This window comes from Cryobacterium sp. TMB3-10 (assembly GCF_004402305.1).
In the GTDB taxonomy this organism is placed as follows: Bacteria; Actinomycetota; Actinomycetes; order Actinomycetales; family Microbacteriaceae; genus Cryobacterium; species Cryobacterium zongtaii.
This window is the reverse complement of the sequence record NZ_SOGH01000025.1, coordinates 80983-97519: the sequence shown is the minus strand read 5'-3', so window position 1 is coordinate 97519 and position 16537 is coordinate 80983. Positions and strand designations below refer to the sequence as shown.

Below are 16537 nucleotides of genomic sequence, written 5' to 3'. Positions count from 1 at the left end.
AGCTCACGGCTTGCCTGCGTCTGACGCGGTCAGTCCGCCGACACGGCCTGCAGCACGGGCAACCGCGCCGCATGGATCGCCGGCCAGAGCGCTGCCAGCACGCCGACCAGGGCGGCAACCCCGAGCATCGACGCGAGCTGGCCCCAGGGGATGGCGAGCTCGGTGAGCCCGATCCCGGTGAACACCGCGGGCATCAGCGACGCAATGCCCACCCCGACGGCCATGCCCAGGACGGTGCCGAACAGGGCCGTGAGGATCGATTCGATGGTGATGATCCCGGCCAGTTGCATCCGCCCCAGCCCCACCGCGCGCATGAGCCCGATCTCCCGGGTGCGCTCGATCACCGACAGCGCCAGGGTGTTCACGATGCCGAGGATCGCGATGATGATCGACAGCGCCAGCATCGCGTAGAGGATGCCGAGGATCTGGTCGACCTGCCCGGCCAGCTGGCCGGCGAACTCCTCCTTGTCGAGCACCGAGAGCACGACGTAAGGCGCGGCCGCCCCGGTCAGGTCGTCGCGCACCTCCGTCGGCGTGGCGGACGCGGCCGAGGTGATCAGCAACGAATCGATCGCGATCTGCGACGACGGCACGATGCGTTCGAAGGCGTCGTCGGGCATGATGATCGGCGCGCCGATCACGGCGGTGTCGACAATGGCGCCGATCGGAGCGGATGCCTCGCCGGCCGCCGTCGTGAAGGTCACGTCGTCGCCCACGGTCCACCCGCGGTCGTCGGCCACGCTGCGCTGAACGGCAAGCTGCCCCGCCGCGAAGCCCGCCAGCGTGCCCTCGACGGCGTCGAAGTCGAGGGTGTGGCCGAGCGCGGCGGGCGGCAGCGCCACCACGATGATGGACCGCTCGGCAACGGTGCCACCAGCTGCGGGGGCCAGCATCGCCGGGCCGTAGCGCAGCTCGTCGACGGAGTCCACTGTGTCCAGGGCTCGCAGGTCAGCCACCACACCCGTCGGCACCACCCCTGCGGCAGACTGCACCGAGAAGTCCGCGATCCAGCCGTCGTCCACGATCGCTCGGGTCGAGACCGTCGCCGACGCGGCGAGCACCGAGGCCGCGCCCACCAGGGCCATGCCGATCATGAGCGCCCCCGCGGTGTTCGCGGTGCGGCGCGGGTTGCGGATCACGTTGCCGCGGGCCAGCCGGCCCAGCGGTTTGACCGCCACGACGAAGACCGCGGCCATAGCGCTCAGCGAATACCGGGCGATCACCGGGGCCAGGACCAGCACCCCGACCACCACACCGGCGGCACCGAGGCCCAGCAGTGCCGGACCGTCGGGGTCGGGCCTGGACCAGGCGGCGACCAGGCCGGCCAGGCCGGCGACGGTGAGAACGGATCCGACGATGGACCGCAGCCGAAGCGACCTGGACCTGGCGCCGCCGGCCTCGCGCATGGCCTCCACCGGAGGGGTGAGCGCCGCCCGGCGGGCCGGCAGCGCCGCCGCCGCGATGCTCACCAGGGTGCCCACCAGTAGCGAGATCACCACGGTGGCGGGGTCGAGCGGGATGCTGCCGGACAGGTTCATGCCGATCTGGGCGACCGCCATCCGCACGAGCGATACCAGGCCGAGGCCGGCGGCAATGCCGAGCGCGGAGCCGACCAGGCCCACCACCGCGGCCTGGATGAGGATGGAGGCGAACACCTGACCGGGCGAGGCGCCGACGGCGCGCAGGAGCGCGAACTCGCGCATCCGCTGCTGCACCGACATCGCGAAGGTATTGGAGATGATGAACGCGCCCACGAACAGGGAGATCCCGGCGAACACCAGCATGAACGTCTGCACGAAGCCGAGCATGTCGTTGATGTCTGCCGTGGCCTCGGTGCGCATAGCGGTGCCGGTGACGGTCTCGACGCCGGCCGCATCGGCGGCGGCCAGGGCCGCGCCGACCCTCTCGACCAGGATCTGCTCGTCCACCCCGGTGTCCCCGTAGACGTCGATACTCGCCACCAGGCCGTCGGGCGCATAGACGGCGTTGGAGGTGGCGACGTCGAGGAAGACGATGGTGGCGCCGGCCATCGGCGCCCCGAGCGACACCTCTCCCACGACCGACACGGCCTGGACCTCACCGGCGAGCACCACCGAGGTCTCGTCGCCAACGGTCAGGCCCGACGACTCGAGGGTCGCCGATTCCAGCGCGATCTCCCCAGCGCCGACGGGTGAACGCCCGGCGACGATGTCGAGGGTGTCGTCGTCGGGGTGGAGAGCCATCCCGAAGGTGGGGGCCTGCGAGCTCACCACGGCCGTGCCGTCGGCGCCGACGAGCACGATGGGCCCGGAGACCGCCGGCAGGGCATGCCGCACACCGTCGACGGTGTTGAGGGTCCGGGCGAGATCGGCCGGGATGGCCTCGCGCACGTCACCGGCCGAGCTGCCGGCCTGGGCGGCACTGGCGGCGGGCTCGCTGCCGCGCACGTAGACATCCGCTTGCATCGAGCTGGCCACGATGCCGGAGAAGGTGGAGCCCATCATGGTGCGAAGCGACAGGGTGCCCGCCACGAAGGCGACCCCGAGGGTCACCGCCAGCAGCGACAACAGAAAGCGCACCAGGTGGGCGCGGATGCCGCGCAACGCGACCCGGGTCATCGCCGGGCGCCGTCGTGCTCGTGCTCGGTCTCGGTCTCGTCGCCCATCGACCGCATGACGTCGAGCACCGACGCCTGGGTGGGGTCGGTGAGTTCCTGCACGAGTCGGCCGTCGGCGAGGAACAGGACCCGGTGGGCGTAGGCCGCCGCCCGGGCGTCGTGGGTCACCATCACGACCGTCTGACCGAGGTCGTCGACCGACCCGCGCAGGAACCGCAACAGGTCACCGGCTGATTTCGAGTCGAGGTTGCCGGTGGGCTCGTCGGCGAACACCACGGCCGGCCGGGCCACCAGGGCTCGGGCGCAGGCCACCCGCTGCTGCTGGCCGCCGGAAAGTTCGCTGGGTCGGTGGTGCAGGCGGTCCTCGAGCCCGACCGCCGCGACGATCGCGGCGAGATGCGCCCGGTCCACCGGGCGCCGGGCGATGTCCAGCGGCAGGGTGATGTTCTCGGCGGCGGTGAGGGTGGGAATCAGGTTGAACGATTGGAAGATGAAGCCGAGCCGGGTGCGGCGAAGCGCCGTCAGCTGCCGCTGCGACATGCGTCCCACGTTCATCTCGTCTACGATCACGGTGCCGGCGGTGACGGTGTCCAACCCCGCCATGCAGTGCATCAGCGACGACTTCCCCGACCCCGACGGGCCCATGATCGCGGTCAGTTCGCCCCGGGCGAAGTCCACGTCGATGCCGTCCAGGGCGCGCACCTCGGTCTCGCCGGTGCCGTAGGTCTTGACCAGGCCCCTGGCGTACGCGATCACGGATGCCGGCGGTGCGGTGAGCGAGCGCGCAGGGTGGTTCGAGGTGAGCGTATGGGCGGTCATGTACGGTCCTTCACGGTCGGAGCGCGGGCGCGCTGGGGTCGATCCCCAGTGTTGCCCTTCTCTTCGCATCGCGGCATCGGGACGAACCCTGACTCGACCCTGAGCGAACCCTGAGCGCCGCTCGCGGGCTAGCCAGGAAGGTCGTAGCGATGGCGGATGTGCCGGCGGTCGGCGCTGGCCTGCCAGAACTCGATCTCGGTGGGGCGCAGCGCGTAGAGCTGCCAGGCCGGGTTCGGTGCCGCATCGGCGGCCGGGCGTGCGGCCCAGTCCCGGGCGGATGCGTCGGCAGAGAGCTCGACGACCGGGCCGACCAGTCGCACCTGGCGGCCGAGCTGGGACCAGTAGAAGTTCATCGCCGCCTGCGGGTTGGCCGCCAGCTCGCGGCCCTTGCGGGAGGTGCGTGCGGTGGCGAACTGCCATCCGTCGTCGTCGAGGTCTTTGAGGATGAGCATCCGCGACGACGGCGCCCCGGCACCGGAGCCGGCGCTGGCCCCGACGGTGGCGAGGCTGAACGCGTGCGGCTGACGCACCCCGGCGGCGAGCGCCGCCTCGAACCAGCTGAGGAACAGCTCCACCGGGTCGGCCGGGGCGGTGGCCGGGTCGAATGCGGGCAGGTCGTCGGGGAAGTCGGGCAGGGCCCGCAGCCGCGCTCTCAAGGTGTCACTCACGTTCGCGAGCCTACCCATCCGCCGGCGGGCCGTGAGCAAAGCACCGAAAACTCGAGAATTCTGGGGCTTGACGCACGGTTCGCGAGTCCCGCGCGCCTAAACCCAGGCGCCCTCGAGGAGGGTCGCGTGCACGTGCAGGTCGGCGTCGAGCAGCACCAGGTCGGCGCGGAGGTCCGGCGCGATCCGGCCGCGGTCGGTGAGAGCGAGCAGGTCGGCGGGGTTCTGGGTGGCGGCCCGGATGGCGATCGGCAGCGGCACTCCGGCGGTCAGCACGGCGTACCGCACCGCGTGGCTCAGCGTCAGCACGCTGCCGGCGATGGTGCCGTCGACCAGCCGCGCCTGGCCGTCCACCACCCGCACATCCAGGGCGCCCAGTTTGTAGTCGCCGTCAGCGGCGCCGGCCGCGGCCATGGCATCCGTCACGAAAACCGGGCGGGCGGGACTCTCGGTGATCAGGCGTACGACGGCCGGGTGCAGGTGCACCCCGTCGGCGACCAGCTCGGCGAACACCGCGGGGTCGTCGAGCAGCGCCAGAGCGGCGCCCGGCTCGCGGTGATGCAGCGGCCGCATGGCGTTGAAGACATGGGTGCCCGCGGTGGCCCCGGCCGCGATCGCCGCCTGCGTGAGGTCGTAGTCCGCGTCGGTGTGGCCGATGGCGGCCACGGCGCCGTGCTGCACGATGCTCGCCACGGCGGCCAGCCCGCCCTCCAGTTCCGGGGCGATGGTGACCATGCGCACCGCGCCGCCGCCGGCCCCCATCAGCCGCTCGACACCCGCCGGGTCCGGCAGCAGCAACAGCTGCTCGGCATGCGCACCCCGGTGCGCGGGGCTCAACCAGGGGCCTTCCAGGTGGATGCCGGCCAGCAGGCCGTCGCGCACCAGCTCGGCGAGCGCCCGAACAAGGCGCTCCATCTCGTCGATGGGCGCGGTCACCAGGCTGGCCATCATGGTGGTGGTGCCGTGGTCCAGGTGGGTCTGCGTGATACGCCTGGCGACGGCGTGAGTGTCCGCATCGTTGAAACTGACCCCACCGCCACCGTGGTTGTGGGCGTCGATGAAGCCCGGCGCGAGCACCCCGGCCGGCAGTGAGACATCCGCGGGCCGGGGTGGTTCGCCGGCTCCGCAGTCGACGATCAGGCCGCCCCGCACCTCGACCCAGCCGGGTGAGTACTCCCGGTCGGGCAGGATCACCGTGCCGGCGACGAGGAGCAGCGGCGTCTCGGTGCCCGGCCTGGCATCGCCCGGCAGCGCAGGTGCGTGCCCGGGCTCTGCAGTGGCGGTTCGGGAAGTGAGCGGTGTCATGACGGGTCTCCAGAATTCTCGTTGGCGCGGCTGTGGGGTCAGCCGCGAACGGTGAGGAAGGTGTCCCCGGCCGCGAGCTCAAGACCTGCTGCCACGGCGTCGGCCAGGGTGATGTTCTCCACCTGGCGCTCCAGGATGATCACCGGCACGATCGGGTCGCGGCCGCTCGCGACGATGGCGGGAACGTCGAAGCTGACGATCACGTCACCGGCGGTGACGGTGTCGCCCTGCTGGGCGCGCAGGGTGAACCCCGCGCCCTTGAGCTGCACGGTGTCGATGCCGAGGTGCACGAGCACCCCGACACCCTCCGGCGCCACGATCACATAGGCGTGCGGGAATACCTTGAGCAGCTTTCCGCTGATCGGGGCGATAGCGTCGACGACCTCGCGGGGAGGATCGATCGCGCCGCCGGGGCCCACGATCGCCTGGGCGAAGGTGGGATCGGGCACCAGACCGAGTTCCACGGCCCGCCCCGGAACGGGCGCGAGCACGATCACGGAGGCGACGCTCACCTGAGGTCCTCGATGTCGTCGGCGAGGTTCTCGGCCTCGGGGCCGACGATGACCTGCACGATGGTGCCGGACCTGAACACACCGTGCGCACCGGCGGCCTTGAGGGCGGGTTCGTCGACCAGCGTGGGGTCGGTCACTTCGGTGCGCAGCCGGGTGATGCACGCCTCGATGTCGACGACGTTGTCGGCGCCGCCGAGGCCGGCCAGGATCTGCTCTGCCTTGCTACTCATTAGTTACTCCTCGGAAATGTATACGGATCTGTGGGATGGATCGGTCGACAAGGAGGCTCTCATCTGCGAGACGCCTGTGCGGGCCGGCCCTTGACAAACCGACCGCCGCACCTCCATTATCGAGTAATTGGACCGTACCAGTACGGACCACAAAGCGGAAGTGGTCCGGTTGGTTGTCAGCTGGATCACAGAAAGCCCGCTCCCCCGAATGCCAACACCCCGGAAAGGTGATGAAGTCGTGACACACCTCGACGGCCCGGTCCTCGCCAACGGCGCCGTGCCCAAGCACGTGCAGTTGCGGTCCATCCTGCTCGAACGAGTCGAGACCACCCTGGCACCCCATGCCGCGATCCCGCCGGAGCGCAAGCTCATGACCAAGTACGGCGTGAGCCGGTCAACGGTGCGGGAGGCGATCCGCCAACTGGTCGACGAGGGCGTGCTGTACCGAATCCAGGGCAAGGGCACCTTCGTCGCCGGCGAGCGCGTGCAGAGCGACCTGCACCTCGCCTCGTTCACCGAAGACATGCGCCGGCGCGGCCTGGTGCCCGCCACCGTCGTGATGGGGTCCAGGTTGATCGATGCGCCCCTCGAGGTGCGTGCGGCGCTGGGCCTGAGGGCCGGGGCGCAGGTGCAGCAGGTCGAGCGCCTTCGGCTCGCCGGCGGCATCCCGATGGCCTTCGAACGCGGCTACTACCCCACCGGCCTGCTGCCCGACCTTGGCAGCCAGGACCTCACTCGTTCGCTCTACGCCACCTTCGCCACCGAGTACGGCCTGCGCATCGACCACGCCGAACAGACCGCGTGGGCCGAGACCGCGAATGCCGAACTCGCCGAACCACTCGGCATCGACGTGGGCGTTCCCCTTCTCGTCTTCCTCCGTACCTCGTCGGCGGGGTCCACCCCCGTTGAACACGTCACCTCGTGGTACCGGGGCGACCGCTACCAGATCCACATGACCCTCGACCTCAACCACGAACTGTAAGTCAGCCTGCTCCGCCCCACCCGGGTGGCCTGCCGAGCTCATCGGCAGCGCCAGCATGCCTTCCCGCAGCCTCTGACCGCACACCATTCACCCGTCCACAAGACACACCACGAGCACCACCACAGGAGGAATCCATGTCCAGCACCACCGTTGATGCCGGAACGGGACGAAAAGTCCCGGGCCTCGCCCAACTCCAGCGCGTCGGTCGCAGCCTCATGCTGCCCATCGCAGCCCTGCCCGCCGCCGGCCTGTTACTGCGTCTGGGCCAACCCGACCTGTTGGGCGCCATCCCTGGTTTCGAAACCGGCGCTGCGGTGATCGGAGCTGCCGGCGGCGCACTGTTCGACAACCTCGCGCTGCTCTTCGCGCTCGGTGTGGCGATTGGCTACGCCAAGAAAGCGGATGGCTCAACAGCCCTGGCCGCCGTGGTGGGCTACCTCGTTTTCACGAACGTCGGCAAGGCCATGTCGCCCTTCGTCATGGGCCTGCCCGCCAAGGGCGCCGAACAGGTGCTGGTTGACTACAACGTCCTCGCCGGTGTCCTCATGGGCGTCGTCTCCGCGGTGCTGTGGCAGAAATACCACCGCATCAAACTGCCCAGCTATCTGGCCTTCTTCGGCGGACGCCGGTTCGTACCGATCGTCACCGCCGTTGTGGCCCTGGTGCTCGGTGTCCTGCTCAGCTTCCTCTACCCGGCGTTCAGCGGCGGCCTGACCAACTTCGGCTCGTTCGTCAGCTCGAATGACGTCTGGGGCGGGTTCCTCTACGGCACCTCCAACCGGCTGCTCATCCCGGTGGGCCTGCACCACATCCTCAACTCCGTGATGTGGTTCGTACTGGGCGATTACAACGGCGCCACCGGCGACCTGCACCGCTTCTTCGCCGGCGATCCCACGGCCGGCTCCTTCATGACCGGGTTCTTCCCGATCATGATGTTCGCCCTCCCCGCCGGCGCCCTGGCCATCTGGCACGAGGCCAAGAAGTCGCAGAAGAAGATCGTCGGTGGCATCATGCTCTCCGGCGCCCTCACCGCCATGCTCACTGGTGTCACCGAGCCGCTCGAATTCTCGTTCATGTTCGTCGCCTTCCCGCTCTACGCCATCCACGCCGTGCTTACGGGCACCTCGCTCGCCCTGGTCAACTTCCTGGGCATTCGCGACGGCTTCACCTTCAGTGCCGGCGCGTTCGACTACATCCTCAACTTCGGCCTGGCCGAAAAACCGCTGCTGCTTATCCCCATCGGGTTGGCCTACGCGGCGCTCTATTACTTCCTGTTCCGGTTCGTCATCCGCCGCTGGAACCTGAAGACGCCGGGCCGCGGCGACGACATCGTGGAGGAGGGAGCCCCCGACTCCACCTCGAAGACCGCGGTCTAGCCCGCCCGGCCGGTGTCGCGAGCAGCGCTCGCGGCACCGGTCGGCACCATCGTTTCTCGCACCATCCACCATTTTCAAATCGCACCTGGAGCATCCCTTGGCTGAAGTAGTCGTCCTCGAATCCGAGACCAACGCCGGCATCATCGCCGCCGCATCGATCAGAGCACTGATCAGCCAGAAACCGGATGCCGTCCTCGGCCTGGCCACCGGCTCCACGCCGATGTCGCTGTACAGCGCCCTCGCCGAGTCGCTGCGGAGCGACCCGCTGGACGTGAGCCGGGTGCGCGGTTTCGCGCTCGACGAGTACGTGGGCCTGCCCAGCGGACACCCGGAGAGCTACCGGGCCGTCATCACCCGTGACGCTGTGCTGCCCCTGGGTCTCACCCCCGGCAACATCCGGGTGCCAAATGGCGACCTGGCCACCCTCGAGTCCGCGGGCAGCGAGTACGAGGCCGCCATCCGCGCTGCCGGCGGCGTCGACGTGCAGATCCTCGGCATCGGCCGCACCGGTCACGTGGGCTTCAACGAGCCCGGCTCCTCGTTCGCCTCGCTGACCAGGGTCAAGACCCTCACCGAGAAGACCCGGATCGACAACGCCAGGTTCTTCAGCTCCCCTGACGATGTTCCCGTCCACTGCATCACCCAGGGCCTGGGCACCATCCGCCGGGCACGGCACCTGATCCTGCTGGCTTTCGGCGAGGAGAAGGCCGAGGCCATTGCCGCGGCGGTGGAGGGTCCGGTCACCTCCAGCAGCCCGGGCTCCGTCATCCAGCTGCACCCGCACGTCACCGTGCTCGTCGATGAGGCCGCGGCCTCCCGCCTGGCCAACCTTGACTACTACCGGTACACCTACGCGAACAAGCCGGCCTGGCAGGTCATCTAACCGGCCGACAGACCCGGCAGCGCGGCGACGACGGCGGCCGCACCGAGCACCATCACCAGGCCGTACCCGCAGGCGCTGAGCACGGCCTGGCCCCGCACGCCGATCCGGCCGCCGGCGAAGGCCCCCACCGCCACCAGAACCAGTTGCCAGCCCAGGGAAGCCGCCACGGCACCCGCCACGAACACGGCCGGCGCGCTGTCCAGGCCGAGGGACGGCGGCAACGCCGCGGTCAGTGCACCGAAGTACAGCAGCGTCGCCGGGTTGATCGCGGTGAGCCCGGCGAACGTCGCAAAGACCCGGCCCGGCGACGGCGGTCGCGGCGGCTTGTCCCGCGGCTGCGCCGCCGCGGGCCGGCGGCGCAGCCCAAGGGCTCCCAGCAGCAGGAGGATCAGCCCGGCGCCCACGGCCGGCGCCGCTCCCCAGGAGTCGAGAACCGGGGCGGCGACCGCACCGATCGCCAGTGCGGCGACGCAATAGAGTCCGTCCACCAACGCCACCGCCAGCGCGGCTATGGCCCCGGCACCGAAGCCGACGGCCAGAGCCTCCCGCACCAGGAGCACGCCGATGGCGCCGAGCGGCACGGCCACTCCCCACCCGGCTAACAGCCCGCCGACAAACAGTGGCCCCAGCTCGATCTCCATGCCACGATCCTGCCCTGGCCGCCGACCCTGCCCCTAGATTTTCTCCGCGGCACGGCTACGATCGCGGCATGGACGATCTCGACGGCGAAATCATCGGCATGCTGCGCACCGACGGGCGCATTTCCTTCAGTGCCCTCGGCACCGCGGTGGGGTTGAGCACGAACGCGGCCGCCGCGCGGGTGCGGAAGCTCGAAGCCACCGGGGTCATCGTGGGGTATCGGGCTGTGCTGGCCGATGACGCCCAGCTGGGCCCGCTCGGGCTGGAGGCCTTCATTGACGTTCGGCTCCGCACCGACGCGGACTCCGACTCCTTTCTCCTCGCCGCTCTGGCCGAGCCCGAGGTGCGTGATGCCGCGCATGTGACCGGTCCGTACGATTACCTGCTGCACGTTTGGGTCAATGACACCACGCACCTGAACGAGCTGCTGCACCGCCTGAAGAAGCAGGCCGGGGCCGGTCAAACCCAGACTCGGCTCGCCCTGCGGCCACCAGCCACCGCCAGGGAATGACCCGGTCCGGGCGCCGCTTCGGCTAAAATCGGCCGGTGTCCACGTCCCTGCGCCAGTCCCCCGGAGCCCGGGTCGGCCTGTCCATCGCCGTGGCCACCGGCCTGTACGGCGTCTCGTTCGGCGCCCTGTCCGTCGCGTCCGGGCTGACCGTGTGGCAGACCCAGGCGCTGAGCCTGCTGCTGTTCTCCGGCGGCTCACAGTTCGCGTTCATCGGCGTCATCGCCGGCGGCGGCACGCCGGTGGCCGCCGCGAGCGCGGCGGCATTGCTGGGCATCCGCAACGCGGTGTACGGGATGCAGATCAACGTTCTGCTGCAGCCGCGCGGGTGGTGGCGCCTCGCGGCCGCGCAGGTGACCATCGACGAGTCGCTGGCCACCAGCACCGGTCAGACCGACCCTCTCGAGCAGCGACGGGGTTTCTGGGTGGCCGGGGTCGGCATCTTCGTGCTGTGGAACCTATTCACCCTGGTCGGCTCCCTGGCCGGCGACGCGCTCGGCGACCCCAAGCGGTGGGGCCTGGACGGCGCCGCTGTGGCCGCGTTTTTGGCCCTGCTCTGGCCGCGGCTGCGGTCGCGGGACGCCGGCGCGATCGCTGCGGCCTGTGCGCTCGCCACGATCCTTGCCGTACCGTTCGTGCCACCTGGCGTGCCGATTCTGGTGGCAGCCGTGGTGGCTGCCGCGGTCGGCTGGTTCGGCTACCGGGCCGGACCCGACGGTGAGGGCCTGGAGCCCGATATCGACCCGTATCCCGACACCGTGCAGACCGACCGGACGGACCCCTCGTGACCCTGTGGTTCTGGATCGTCGTCGCCTGCGTCGTCGGGTTCCTCACCAAGCTCCTCGGCTATCTTGTGCCGAAGAAGTGGCTGGCGAATCCTCGGGTTGCCCGGATCGCAGGCACCCTCACCATCGGCCTGCTGGCCTCCCTCACCGTCGCCAACTCGGTGGCGACCGGGCAACAGCTGGTGCTCGACGCCAGGCTGGGGGCCCTGGTGGCCGCCGCCGTGGCCCTGTGGCTGAAGGCGCCGTTCCTCGTCGTGGTGATCGTGGGTGCGGCAGCGGCGGCCGGGCTCCGGCTGCTCGGCCTGCCGTAGTCCTGGGCGGGATCGGCCCCGCCCGTGTGCTAGTGTAGGAAGTTGCGCGTCGATCCTTACCACGATCCGACCACTCCGCTGCCCCAATCCATGGCCGGAGTCACGCACCGCTCGAACGGGTACTACCCGCTCGGACGCACTCGACCGGGACTTACGGTCGATCACCTACGCTGTTCGAATTTCGGCGCACGCAATGCTGCGCGCCGCCTTCACACGTCATAACGAAAAGTACGATTCATGTTCACAACCACTCATACCCTCGACCACGCCACGGACGCCATCGACACCCTGTCGCCGGAACACCGCCAGGCGATTCACCTCGCCTACTACTCGGGCTTCAGCAACAATCAGGTCGCCGACCTGCTCGGCGTGAGCGTCGACGTCGCCGATTCCCGTCTGAGCGAGGGCCTCACGCACCTGCGTTCGGCCCTGCGCGTCGCCGCCTGACTACTACCGGGAGTCGGGCAATCCTTCTCCTGACACCCTCGGAAGGAACCGACAATGTTTCTCCTCTTCGGCATCAATGCCTCGCAGAAGGTCATCAACGTCGTCACGTTCGTCTGCGCATTCTGCGGGGAGCGAGCGCCGCAAAATGTCGTGAAGTCTGCGAACCGGTTCACGGTTTTTTTTCTGCCGCTGTTCTCGTTCTCCACCAAATATTCCAACGAGTGCACGAACTGTGGTGGACAGACCCGCCTCAGCGCCGACCAGGCGCGACATTCACTGGACTGGGTGCAGTCCCGCATGTCTTCCTAGACGCTGCGACAGGCGCTCCGGTCGCCTCGAGACCGGTGCGCCACCTCCTCGTCGCTCTCGGCTACGGTCACCTCTTCTAGTCCGCGCAACTGTTGCCCATCCGGGCACTTGCGCCCGGTACACCGGCAACAGTTGTCCGCACGGCTAACAGTTGTCGGCGGGCTTCGGCTGCTGCAGAGCCGGCTACGGGGTTGATCGCTTCTCGAACACCCACAGGCCGTTCGTGGCCGGGAACCACGGCCGGTCGCCGCTTGTGACTCTGAGGCAAGAGAGGGCGTCGACGTATCCCTGCTGGGTGACCGCCTCGCTGTGCACGAGATCGAAGCCCAGGTCCCCTGCGTATTGGCTGTACCCGCCCAGAGTGAAGAGCTGATAACGCTCCAGGGCTTCCCGCGGGAAGGTCTCGATGCCCCAGGTGAGCGTGAGCAGAAACTCGGCGACGGCATGCCGGGTGCCGGTCAGGCTCCGCCCGCGCAGGTGCAGCGCCCGCAACAACGGGTGCGGGCTGCGCCGCAGGTAATCGTGGAACGCCTCGACGTCCTCGTCGGACAATCCGTCCACGGTCGCCAGCTCCGTGGGCCGTTCCGGCATGACACCGTCGCGGATGATCAAGCGGCCCCGACCGCGCAGGCTCTCGCGGCACCGGGTCACGGTGAGTGCCAGCGCGTCGTACCCGCGCAGGATTGGCTCGGTATTCGGCGACGTTCCGTAGGAGTAGACCTCATGCAGCAGGGCGCTCACGACGATCGTGTCGAACGGCTCGTCGAAGAGCTGCGGCACCTGCTCGGCGTAGCCGCGCCGCACCTCGTGCAACATCCCGAGCGCAGTCAGCCTGGTGATGGCGTCCGGCGCGGCGTCCAGGGCGGATGTCCGGAAGCCGGCACCCGCGATCGCGGCGGTGAGCTCGCCACCGCCGGCTCCGACATCCAGCACCAGGGGGCCACGCAGGTGCGGCAGCACCATCCGCGCCTTGTCACCGAGCGAGGAGCCCATCCGGTCGAAATAGCGAGGCTCCAGCGCAACTGTCGGCATGGGTAGGCGTGCTCCTCGCGGGCGGTGGTCGGGAAGGCTCAAGGCTAGCGAAAACGACGGGTCGACGTCCGGCTCCGGTGCGTCCCGGGCCGGCTCGCCACCTGCCGGGCGAACGCGGAGTGGAATCAACTGTGAAACCGACCGTCCGGACGGTCTTTCTTGATACGATGCTCGCATGGATCGCAAAGCACTCATTCTCGGCGCCGCCCGACAGCTCACACTAGATCGCGGAGTCGTCCCCTCGCTGAACGAGACGGCGAGCAAGGCCGGCGTCTCGAAGGGTGGCCTCCTGCATCACTTCCCCTCCCGGGCGGCGCTTGTGCAAGGACTGGCTGTGGCTGCCCTTGAGGAAATCGACGCCATAATGGTCGCCGCATCGACGGAGGGCCGAGCGGCGGAGACGTGGTTGCGAATCTCGGTGCCGGCCGGGGAGGACGTGGCGTTGTTCCGGGCGCTGGCCATCGCGCACCGTGCGGTCGAGACGCCCGGAGACGACGTCGCGGCCGCATCGCGGGAGGCGATCGCGCGGTGGGAGTCGATGATCCAGGACGACACGGGAGACGCAACTCGAGCGCGGATCATCCGTCTAGTCGGAGACGGACTCGCCGCGAACGTCGTCGCCGGCATCGAAACCGCCCCCACGGAGGCGGAGCTCGACGCCCTGATCGACGTCCTCGTACGCGGTCCGGGGCCGGACAGGCGGTGAGCGCGCCTCTTCTGCTCGCGATCGCCGGGCTCGCGGTGCTGGACTCGTTCAACCCGGCCACGATCGTCGCAGTGACACTGATCCTCCTTGCCGCCCCCCGGCGCCCCGCGCTGACGGCACTGGTGACGGTGCTCGGTGCAGCACTCACCGTGTTCGGCGCCGGCGCTGCTCTGTTCCTCGGCGCGGGCGCAGCTGCCGGAGCGGTCGACGGCATCGTACAGGGCATCCGATACGTCGCCTTCGCCGCCGCAGGCCTCGTGCTGATCCTCGCCGGCATCCGGCGGTTCCGCACCAGACCCCGCACCCCCATCGCACTGCCCGCTTGGTTCACGCCCTGGACGGCGCTTCCGTTCGGCGCGCTTCTGACCGGCGCCGACCTGCCCAACGCGTTTCCGTACTTCATCGCGATCGAACGCCTCCTCAACGCCGGTGTCACTACCGGGGCAGGGCTGCTGATCCTCGCTGGCTACGCCGTGATCTACTGCCTCCCCTGCCTCGTGCTTCTCACCGTGGGCATCCTCTCCCGCCGGCGGACGCACGCTTTGCTGTCCCGCATCACCACGCGCCTGGGCACCGGTGACGTCACGGCATCGCCGGTGATAGCAGTCGCGTTGATTCTGCTCGGCGGGGTGGTCGCCTCGCTGCCCTTCTGGGCGCTGCGCTGAACGTAGCGTCGATCCAGATCTCTTCGATGATGACCTGGACGCCGTCTCGGTAGCTCTCGATAACGCAGAACGAATTTCAGCAGTGTCCGATCTGCGGCCGACTCATCGAGCGACTCCCCCGTGATCGTGAACTACTGGGCAACATCCTCGAGGAGGATCGCGAGCTCGTCGAGTTCGACGTCCCAGCCCTCTCGGTTCTGCTCGAGACGTTCGCGACGGTAGCGGGTACCGCCGGGGAGCGTATCGAAGCCCGATTCGATCACCGTGACATCCGTCCCGGTACCAGCATCGGCGATGGTGAAGCGCACGTGCGTCGAGTACTCGTCGAGCTTTTCGGCGGGGATTCCGGACCAACGGAAGCCGAACGAGTCGTCGGGCACCACCTCGGTGATTTCGATCGGGAAGCTGCCGTAGTCATCCCAGTCGATGCTGCCGGTAGCGCCGGGCTCGAGCGCGGCGAACATCACAGCGTCTCCGAACCACTGGACCATCACCTCGGGGTCGGTCAGCGCCATCCAGACGCGCGCGCGCGAAGCCTCGATGTGGACGGTGCGGGTCACGGTGTGGCCCTTGATTCTTGCGTGATCAGACACGGTGTTTCCTTCACGTTCGAGCTGAGCGCGACGGGACATTGCCCGCCGAGCGGCGCGTGAACCAGTTCCGCAAACGCGCCTCATCGAGCGTACCCATGATTGCGAACCTGTTCACGGGCGAGAGAACCGCGCGAGCTCGATCAGTTGTGGGATTTCCGTGGGGTGTGACCGCGTCCGGGGACAAAAAAACCCCGTGATCACAAGGATCAACGGGGTTTTTCGTGGCGGTACCGGTGGGATTTGAACCCACGGTGGAGTCTCCCCCACACAACTTTTCGAGAGTTGCACCTTCGGCCGCTCGGACACGGTACCGAGAGCGATTGTAGTTGAGAGGAGGGGTCCGGCGCCAATCCGGGCAATTGTCAGAGGCCGGCGGTACTCTCGCGGGGTGACAAACGACAGTTCCACTCCCCGCACTCTTGCCCTCGCCGCCGGCGCCCTGGCCACCACCGCCGGCATCACAGCGGTGGCGGTCGCCAACTACAGGCGCTTCAAGCTGCACCTGGCCGCCAACGCCGCCGAGCTCAACGAGACCTTGCCGATCAATTCGCTCTGGTGGCGCACCCACGCCAAGGAGAAGGGCGACCTGCTTTACGTGGCCATCGGTGACAGTGCCGCGCAGGGCATCGGCGCCAGCGCGCCCAACCGTGGTTATGTCGGCATCCTGGCCGACCACATCCGTCTGGCCACAGGCCGCACCCTGCGGGTGATCAACCTCAGTGTCTCAGGGGCCACCGTGGAGCTGGCCGTGCGCGACCAGCTGCCGCGGTTCGCCAAGCTGCAGCCCGACTTCGTCACCGTCGCCATCGGCGCCAACGACATCGCCCAGTGGGATGCGGAACGCTTCGAATCCGGCATTCGCACAGTGTTCGCGGCCCTGCCGCCGCACGCGCTCGTGGCCGACCTGCCGTGCTTCCACCTGCCCCACAACGAACGCAAGGTGGCCGTGGCCAACCAGATCGTGCGCGACGTGGCCGCCGAGCACGGCCTCACCGTCGTGCCGCTGCACGCCACCACCAAACGACAGGGCTGGCGGAGCGTGCTGACGCAGGTGGCCAACGATATGTTCCACCCGAACGACCGCGGCTACCGCACCTGGGCGGAGGCCTTTCTGCCCCTGCTCAGCTCGGCCGTGGCCCGACGGGTCCCCCAGGAGGCCCTGACCGAGTGAGGC

General features: G+C 69.0%; 20 protein-coding genes and 1 tRNA gene. 11 read left to right on the top strand and 10 right to left on the bottom strand.

The window, feature by feature from the left end:
* Positions 1-29: 29 nt before the first annotated feature.
* The 6 genes from E3T22_RS13865 to E3T22_RS13840 all read right to left on the bottom strand — a co-directional run bounded on the left by E3T22_RS13865 (position 30) and on the right by E3T22_RS13840 (position 6127).
* The gene (locus E3T22_RS13865) at positions 30-2597 is read right to left on the bottom strand and encodes an ABC transporter permease (RefSeq protein ID WP_134480928.1); all 2568 of its coding nucleotides are present in this window, start codon (positions 2595-2597) and stop codon (positions 30-32) included.
* Entirely contained in the window at positions 2594-3415 is an 822-nt protein-coding gene (locus tag E3T22_RS13860) for an ABC transporter ATP-binding protein (RefSeq protein ID WP_088457283.1), read from the bottom strand. The genes E3T22_RS13865 and E3T22_RS13860 overlap by 4 nt, the downstream gene beginning before the upstream one ends.
* Before the next feature lie 128 nt (positions 3416-3543).
* The gene (locus tag E3T22_RS13855; protein ID WP_134480929.1) at positions 3544-4083 is read right to left on the bottom strand and encodes a pyridoxamine 5'-phosphate oxidase family protein; all 540 of its coding nucleotides are present in this window, start codon (positions 4081-4083) and stop codon (positions 3544-3546) included.
* Between the two features lie 96 nt (positions 4084-4179).
* Positions 4180-5385: an N-acetylglucosamine-6-phosphate deacetylase gene (gene nagA / locus E3T22_RS13850; RefSeq protein WP_134480930.1), complete on the bottom strand. Its 1206-nt coding sequence runs from the start codon at positions 5383-5385 to the stop codon at positions 4180-4182.
* 38 nt (positions 5386-5423) lie between these two features.
* Positions 5424-5897, bottom strand: coding sequence for a PTS glucose transporter subunit IIA (locus E3T22_RS13845; protein ID WP_134480931.1), 474 nt, complete (start codon positions 5895-5897; stop codon positions 5424-5426).
* Positions 5894-6127, bottom strand: coding sequence for a glucose PTS transporter subunit EIIB (locus tag E3T22_RS13840; protein ID WP_088457286.1), 234 nt, complete (start codon positions 6125-6127; stop codon positions 5894-5896). The genes E3T22_RS13845 and E3T22_RS13840 overlap by 4 nt, the downstream gene beginning before the upstream one ends.
* 238 nt (positions 6128-6365) lie before the next feature.
* Here E3T22_RS13840 and E3T22_RS13835 point away from each other — a divergent pair, with 238 nt between their 5' ends.
* The 3 genes from E3T22_RS13835 (at position 6366) to E3T22_RS13825 (ending at position 9368) form a co-directional block, all read left to right on the top strand.
* Positions 6366-7109 carry a GntR family transcriptional regulator gene (locus tag E3T22_RS13835; RefSeq protein ID WP_088457287.1) on the top strand — a complete coding sequence of 248 codons (744 nt, stop codon included), beginning with the start codon at positions 6366-6368 and terminating at the stop codon, positions 7107-7109.
* A 134-nt stretch (positions 7110-7243) separates the two neighbouring features.
* Entirely contained in the window at positions 7244-8485 is a 1242-nt protein-coding gene (locus E3T22_RS13830) for a PTS transporter subunit EIIC (protein WP_088457288.1), read from the top strand.
* A gap of 97 nt (positions 8486-8582) precedes the next feature.
* Positions 8583-9368: a glucosamine-6-phosphate deaminase gene (locus E3T22_RS13825; protein ID WP_088457289.1), complete on the top strand. Its 786-nt coding sequence runs from the start codon at positions 8583-8585 to the stop codon at positions 9366-9368.
* On the opposite strand, the gene E3T22_RS13820 is transcribed toward E3T22_RS13825, so the two are convergent.
* Positions 9365-10009: a hypothetical protein gene (locus E3T22_RS13820; protein WP_134480933.1), complete on the bottom strand. Its 645-nt coding sequence runs from the start codon at positions 10007-10009 to the stop codon at positions 9365-9367. The genes E3T22_RS13825 and E3T22_RS13820 overlap by 4 nt on opposite strands.
* Before the next feature lie 68 nt (positions 10010-10077).
* Between E3T22_RS13820 and E3T22_RS13815 the strand changes: the two genes are divergently transcribed.
* The 5 genes from E3T22_RS13815 (at position 10078) to E3T22_RS13795 (ending at position 12367) form a co-directional block, all read left to right on the top strand.
* The gene (locus tag E3T22_RS13815; RefSeq protein ID WP_134480934.1) at positions 10078-10518 is read left to right on the top strand and encodes an Lrp/AsnC family transcriptional regulator; all 441 of its coding nucleotides are present in this window, start codon (positions 10078-10080) and stop codon (positions 10516-10518) included.
* A 35-nt stretch (positions 10519-10553) separates the two neighbouring features.
* Positions 10554-11303 (top strand): AzlC family ABC transporter permease, encoded by a 750-nt coding sequence (locus E3T22_RS13810; RefSeq protein ID WP_103478451.1) that lies wholly within the window; start codon positions 10554-10556, stop codon positions 11301-11303.
* Positions 11300-11611, top strand: a complete 312-nt coding sequence (locus E3T22_RS13805) for an AzlD domain-containing protein (protein WP_103461308.1) — start codon at positions 11300-11302, stop codon at positions 11609-11611. Before E3T22_RS13810 ends, E3T22_RS13805 begins: the two co-directional genes overlap by 4 nt.
* Before the next feature lie 237 nt (positions 11612-11848).
* Positions 11849-12058, top strand: a complete 210-nt coding sequence (locus tag E3T22_RS13800) for an RNA polymerase sigma factor (RefSeq protein ID WP_088457294.1) — start codon at positions 11849-11851, stop codon at positions 12056-12058.
* A gap of 54 nt (positions 12059-12112) precedes the next feature.
* Complete coding sequence (locus tag E3T22_RS13795) at positions 12113-12367, top strand: zinc-ribbon domain-containing protein (protein WP_088457295.1); 255 nt, start codon at positions 12113-12115, stop codon at positions 12365-12367.
* A 183-nt stretch (positions 12368-12550) separates the two neighbouring features.
* On the opposite strand, the gene E3T22_RS13790 is transcribed toward E3T22_RS13795, so the two are convergent.
* On the bottom strand, positions 12551-13399 hold the full coding sequence (locus E3T22_RS13790) for a methyltransferase domain-containing protein (protein ID WP_166788756.1): 849 nt from the start codon (positions 13397-13399) through the stop codon (positions 12551-12553).
* Between the two features lie 175 nt (positions 13400-13574).
* On the opposite strand from E3T22_RS13790, the gene E3T22_RS13785 reads away from it, so the two are divergent.
* Both E3T22_RS13785 and E3T22_RS13780 read left to right on the top strand, forming a co-directional pair.
* Positions 13575-14105 carry a TetR/AcrR family transcriptional regulator gene (locus E3T22_RS13785; RefSeq protein ID WP_134407839.1) on the top strand — a complete coding sequence of 177 codons (531 nt, stop codon included), beginning with the start codon at positions 13575-13577 and terminating at the stop codon, positions 14103-14105.
* Entirely contained in the window at positions 14102-14770 is a 669-nt protein-coding gene (locus tag E3T22_RS13780; protein WP_166788755.1) for a GAP family protein, read from the top strand. Before E3T22_RS13785 ends, E3T22_RS13780 begins: the two co-directional genes overlap by 4 nt.
* Positions 14771-14901: 131 nt before the next feature.
* On the opposite strand, the gene E3T22_RS13775 is transcribed toward E3T22_RS13780, so the two are convergent.
* On the bottom strand, positions 14902-15363 hold the full coding sequence (locus E3T22_RS13775; RefSeq protein ID WP_166788754.1) for an SRPBCC domain-containing protein: 462 nt from the start codon (positions 15361-15363) through the stop codon (positions 14902-14904).
* Between the two features lie 222 nt (positions 15364-15585).
* Positions 15586-15675, bottom strand: a tRNA-Ser gene (locus E3T22_RS13770).
* Positions 15676-15751: 76 nt separating this feature from the next.
* On the opposite strand from E3T22_RS13770, the gene E3T22_RS13765 reads away from it, so the two are divergent.
* Positions 15752-16534 (top strand): SGNH/GDSL hydrolase family protein, encoded by a 783-nt coding sequence (locus E3T22_RS13765; protein WP_088457298.1) that lies wholly within the window; start codon positions 15752-15754, stop codon positions 16532-16534.
* The last annotated feature ends 3 nt before the right edge of the window (positions 16535-16537 follow it).

Bases quoted from the DNA above. Each gene is read 5' to 3' on its own strand.
- E3T22_RS13840 (WP_088457286.1), bottom strand. From the start codon at position 6,127: ATGAGTAGCAAGGCAGAGCAGATCCTGGCCGGCCTCGGCGGCGCCGAC.
- E3T22_RS13830 (WP_088457288.1), top strand. From the start codon at position 7,244: ATGTCCAGCACCACCGTTGATGCCGGAACGGGACGAAAAGTCCCGGGC.
- nagA (WP_134480930.1), bottom strand. From the start codon at position 5,385: ATGACACCGCTCACTTCCCGAACCGCCACTGCAGAGCCCGGGCACGCA.
- E3T22_RS13790 (WP_166788756.1), bottom strand. From the start codon at position 13,399: ATGCCGACAGTTGCGCTGGAGCCTCGCTATTTCGACCGGATGGGCTCC.
- E3T22_RS13785 (WP_134407839.1), top strand. From the start codon at position 13,575: ATGGATCGCAAAGCACTCATTCTCGGCGCCGCCCGACAGCTCACACTA.
- E3T22_RS13800 (WP_088457294.1), top strand. From the start codon at position 11,849: ATGTTCACAACCACTCATACCCTCGACCACGCCACGGACGCCATCGAC.
- E3T22_RS13865 (WP_134480928.1), bottom strand. From the start codon at position 2,597: ATGACCCGGGTCGCGTTGCGCGGCATCCGCGCCCACCTGGTGCGCTTT.
- E3T22_RS13860 (WP_088457283.1), bottom strand. From the start codon at position 3,415: ATGACCGCCCATACGCTCACCTCGAACCACCCTGCGCGCTCGCTCACC.
- E3T22_RS13820 (WP_134480933.1), bottom strand. From the start codon at position 10,009: ATGGAGATCGAGCTGGGGCCACTGTTTGTCGGCGGGCTGTTAGCCGGG.
- E3T22_RS13795 (WP_088457295.1), top strand. From the start codon at position 12,113: ATGTTTCTCCTCTTCGGCATCAATGCCTCGCAGAAGGTCATCAACGTC.
- E3T22_RS13815 (WP_134480934.1), top strand. From the start codon at position 10,078: ATGGACGATCTCGACGGCGAAATCATCGGCATGCTGCGCACCGACGGG.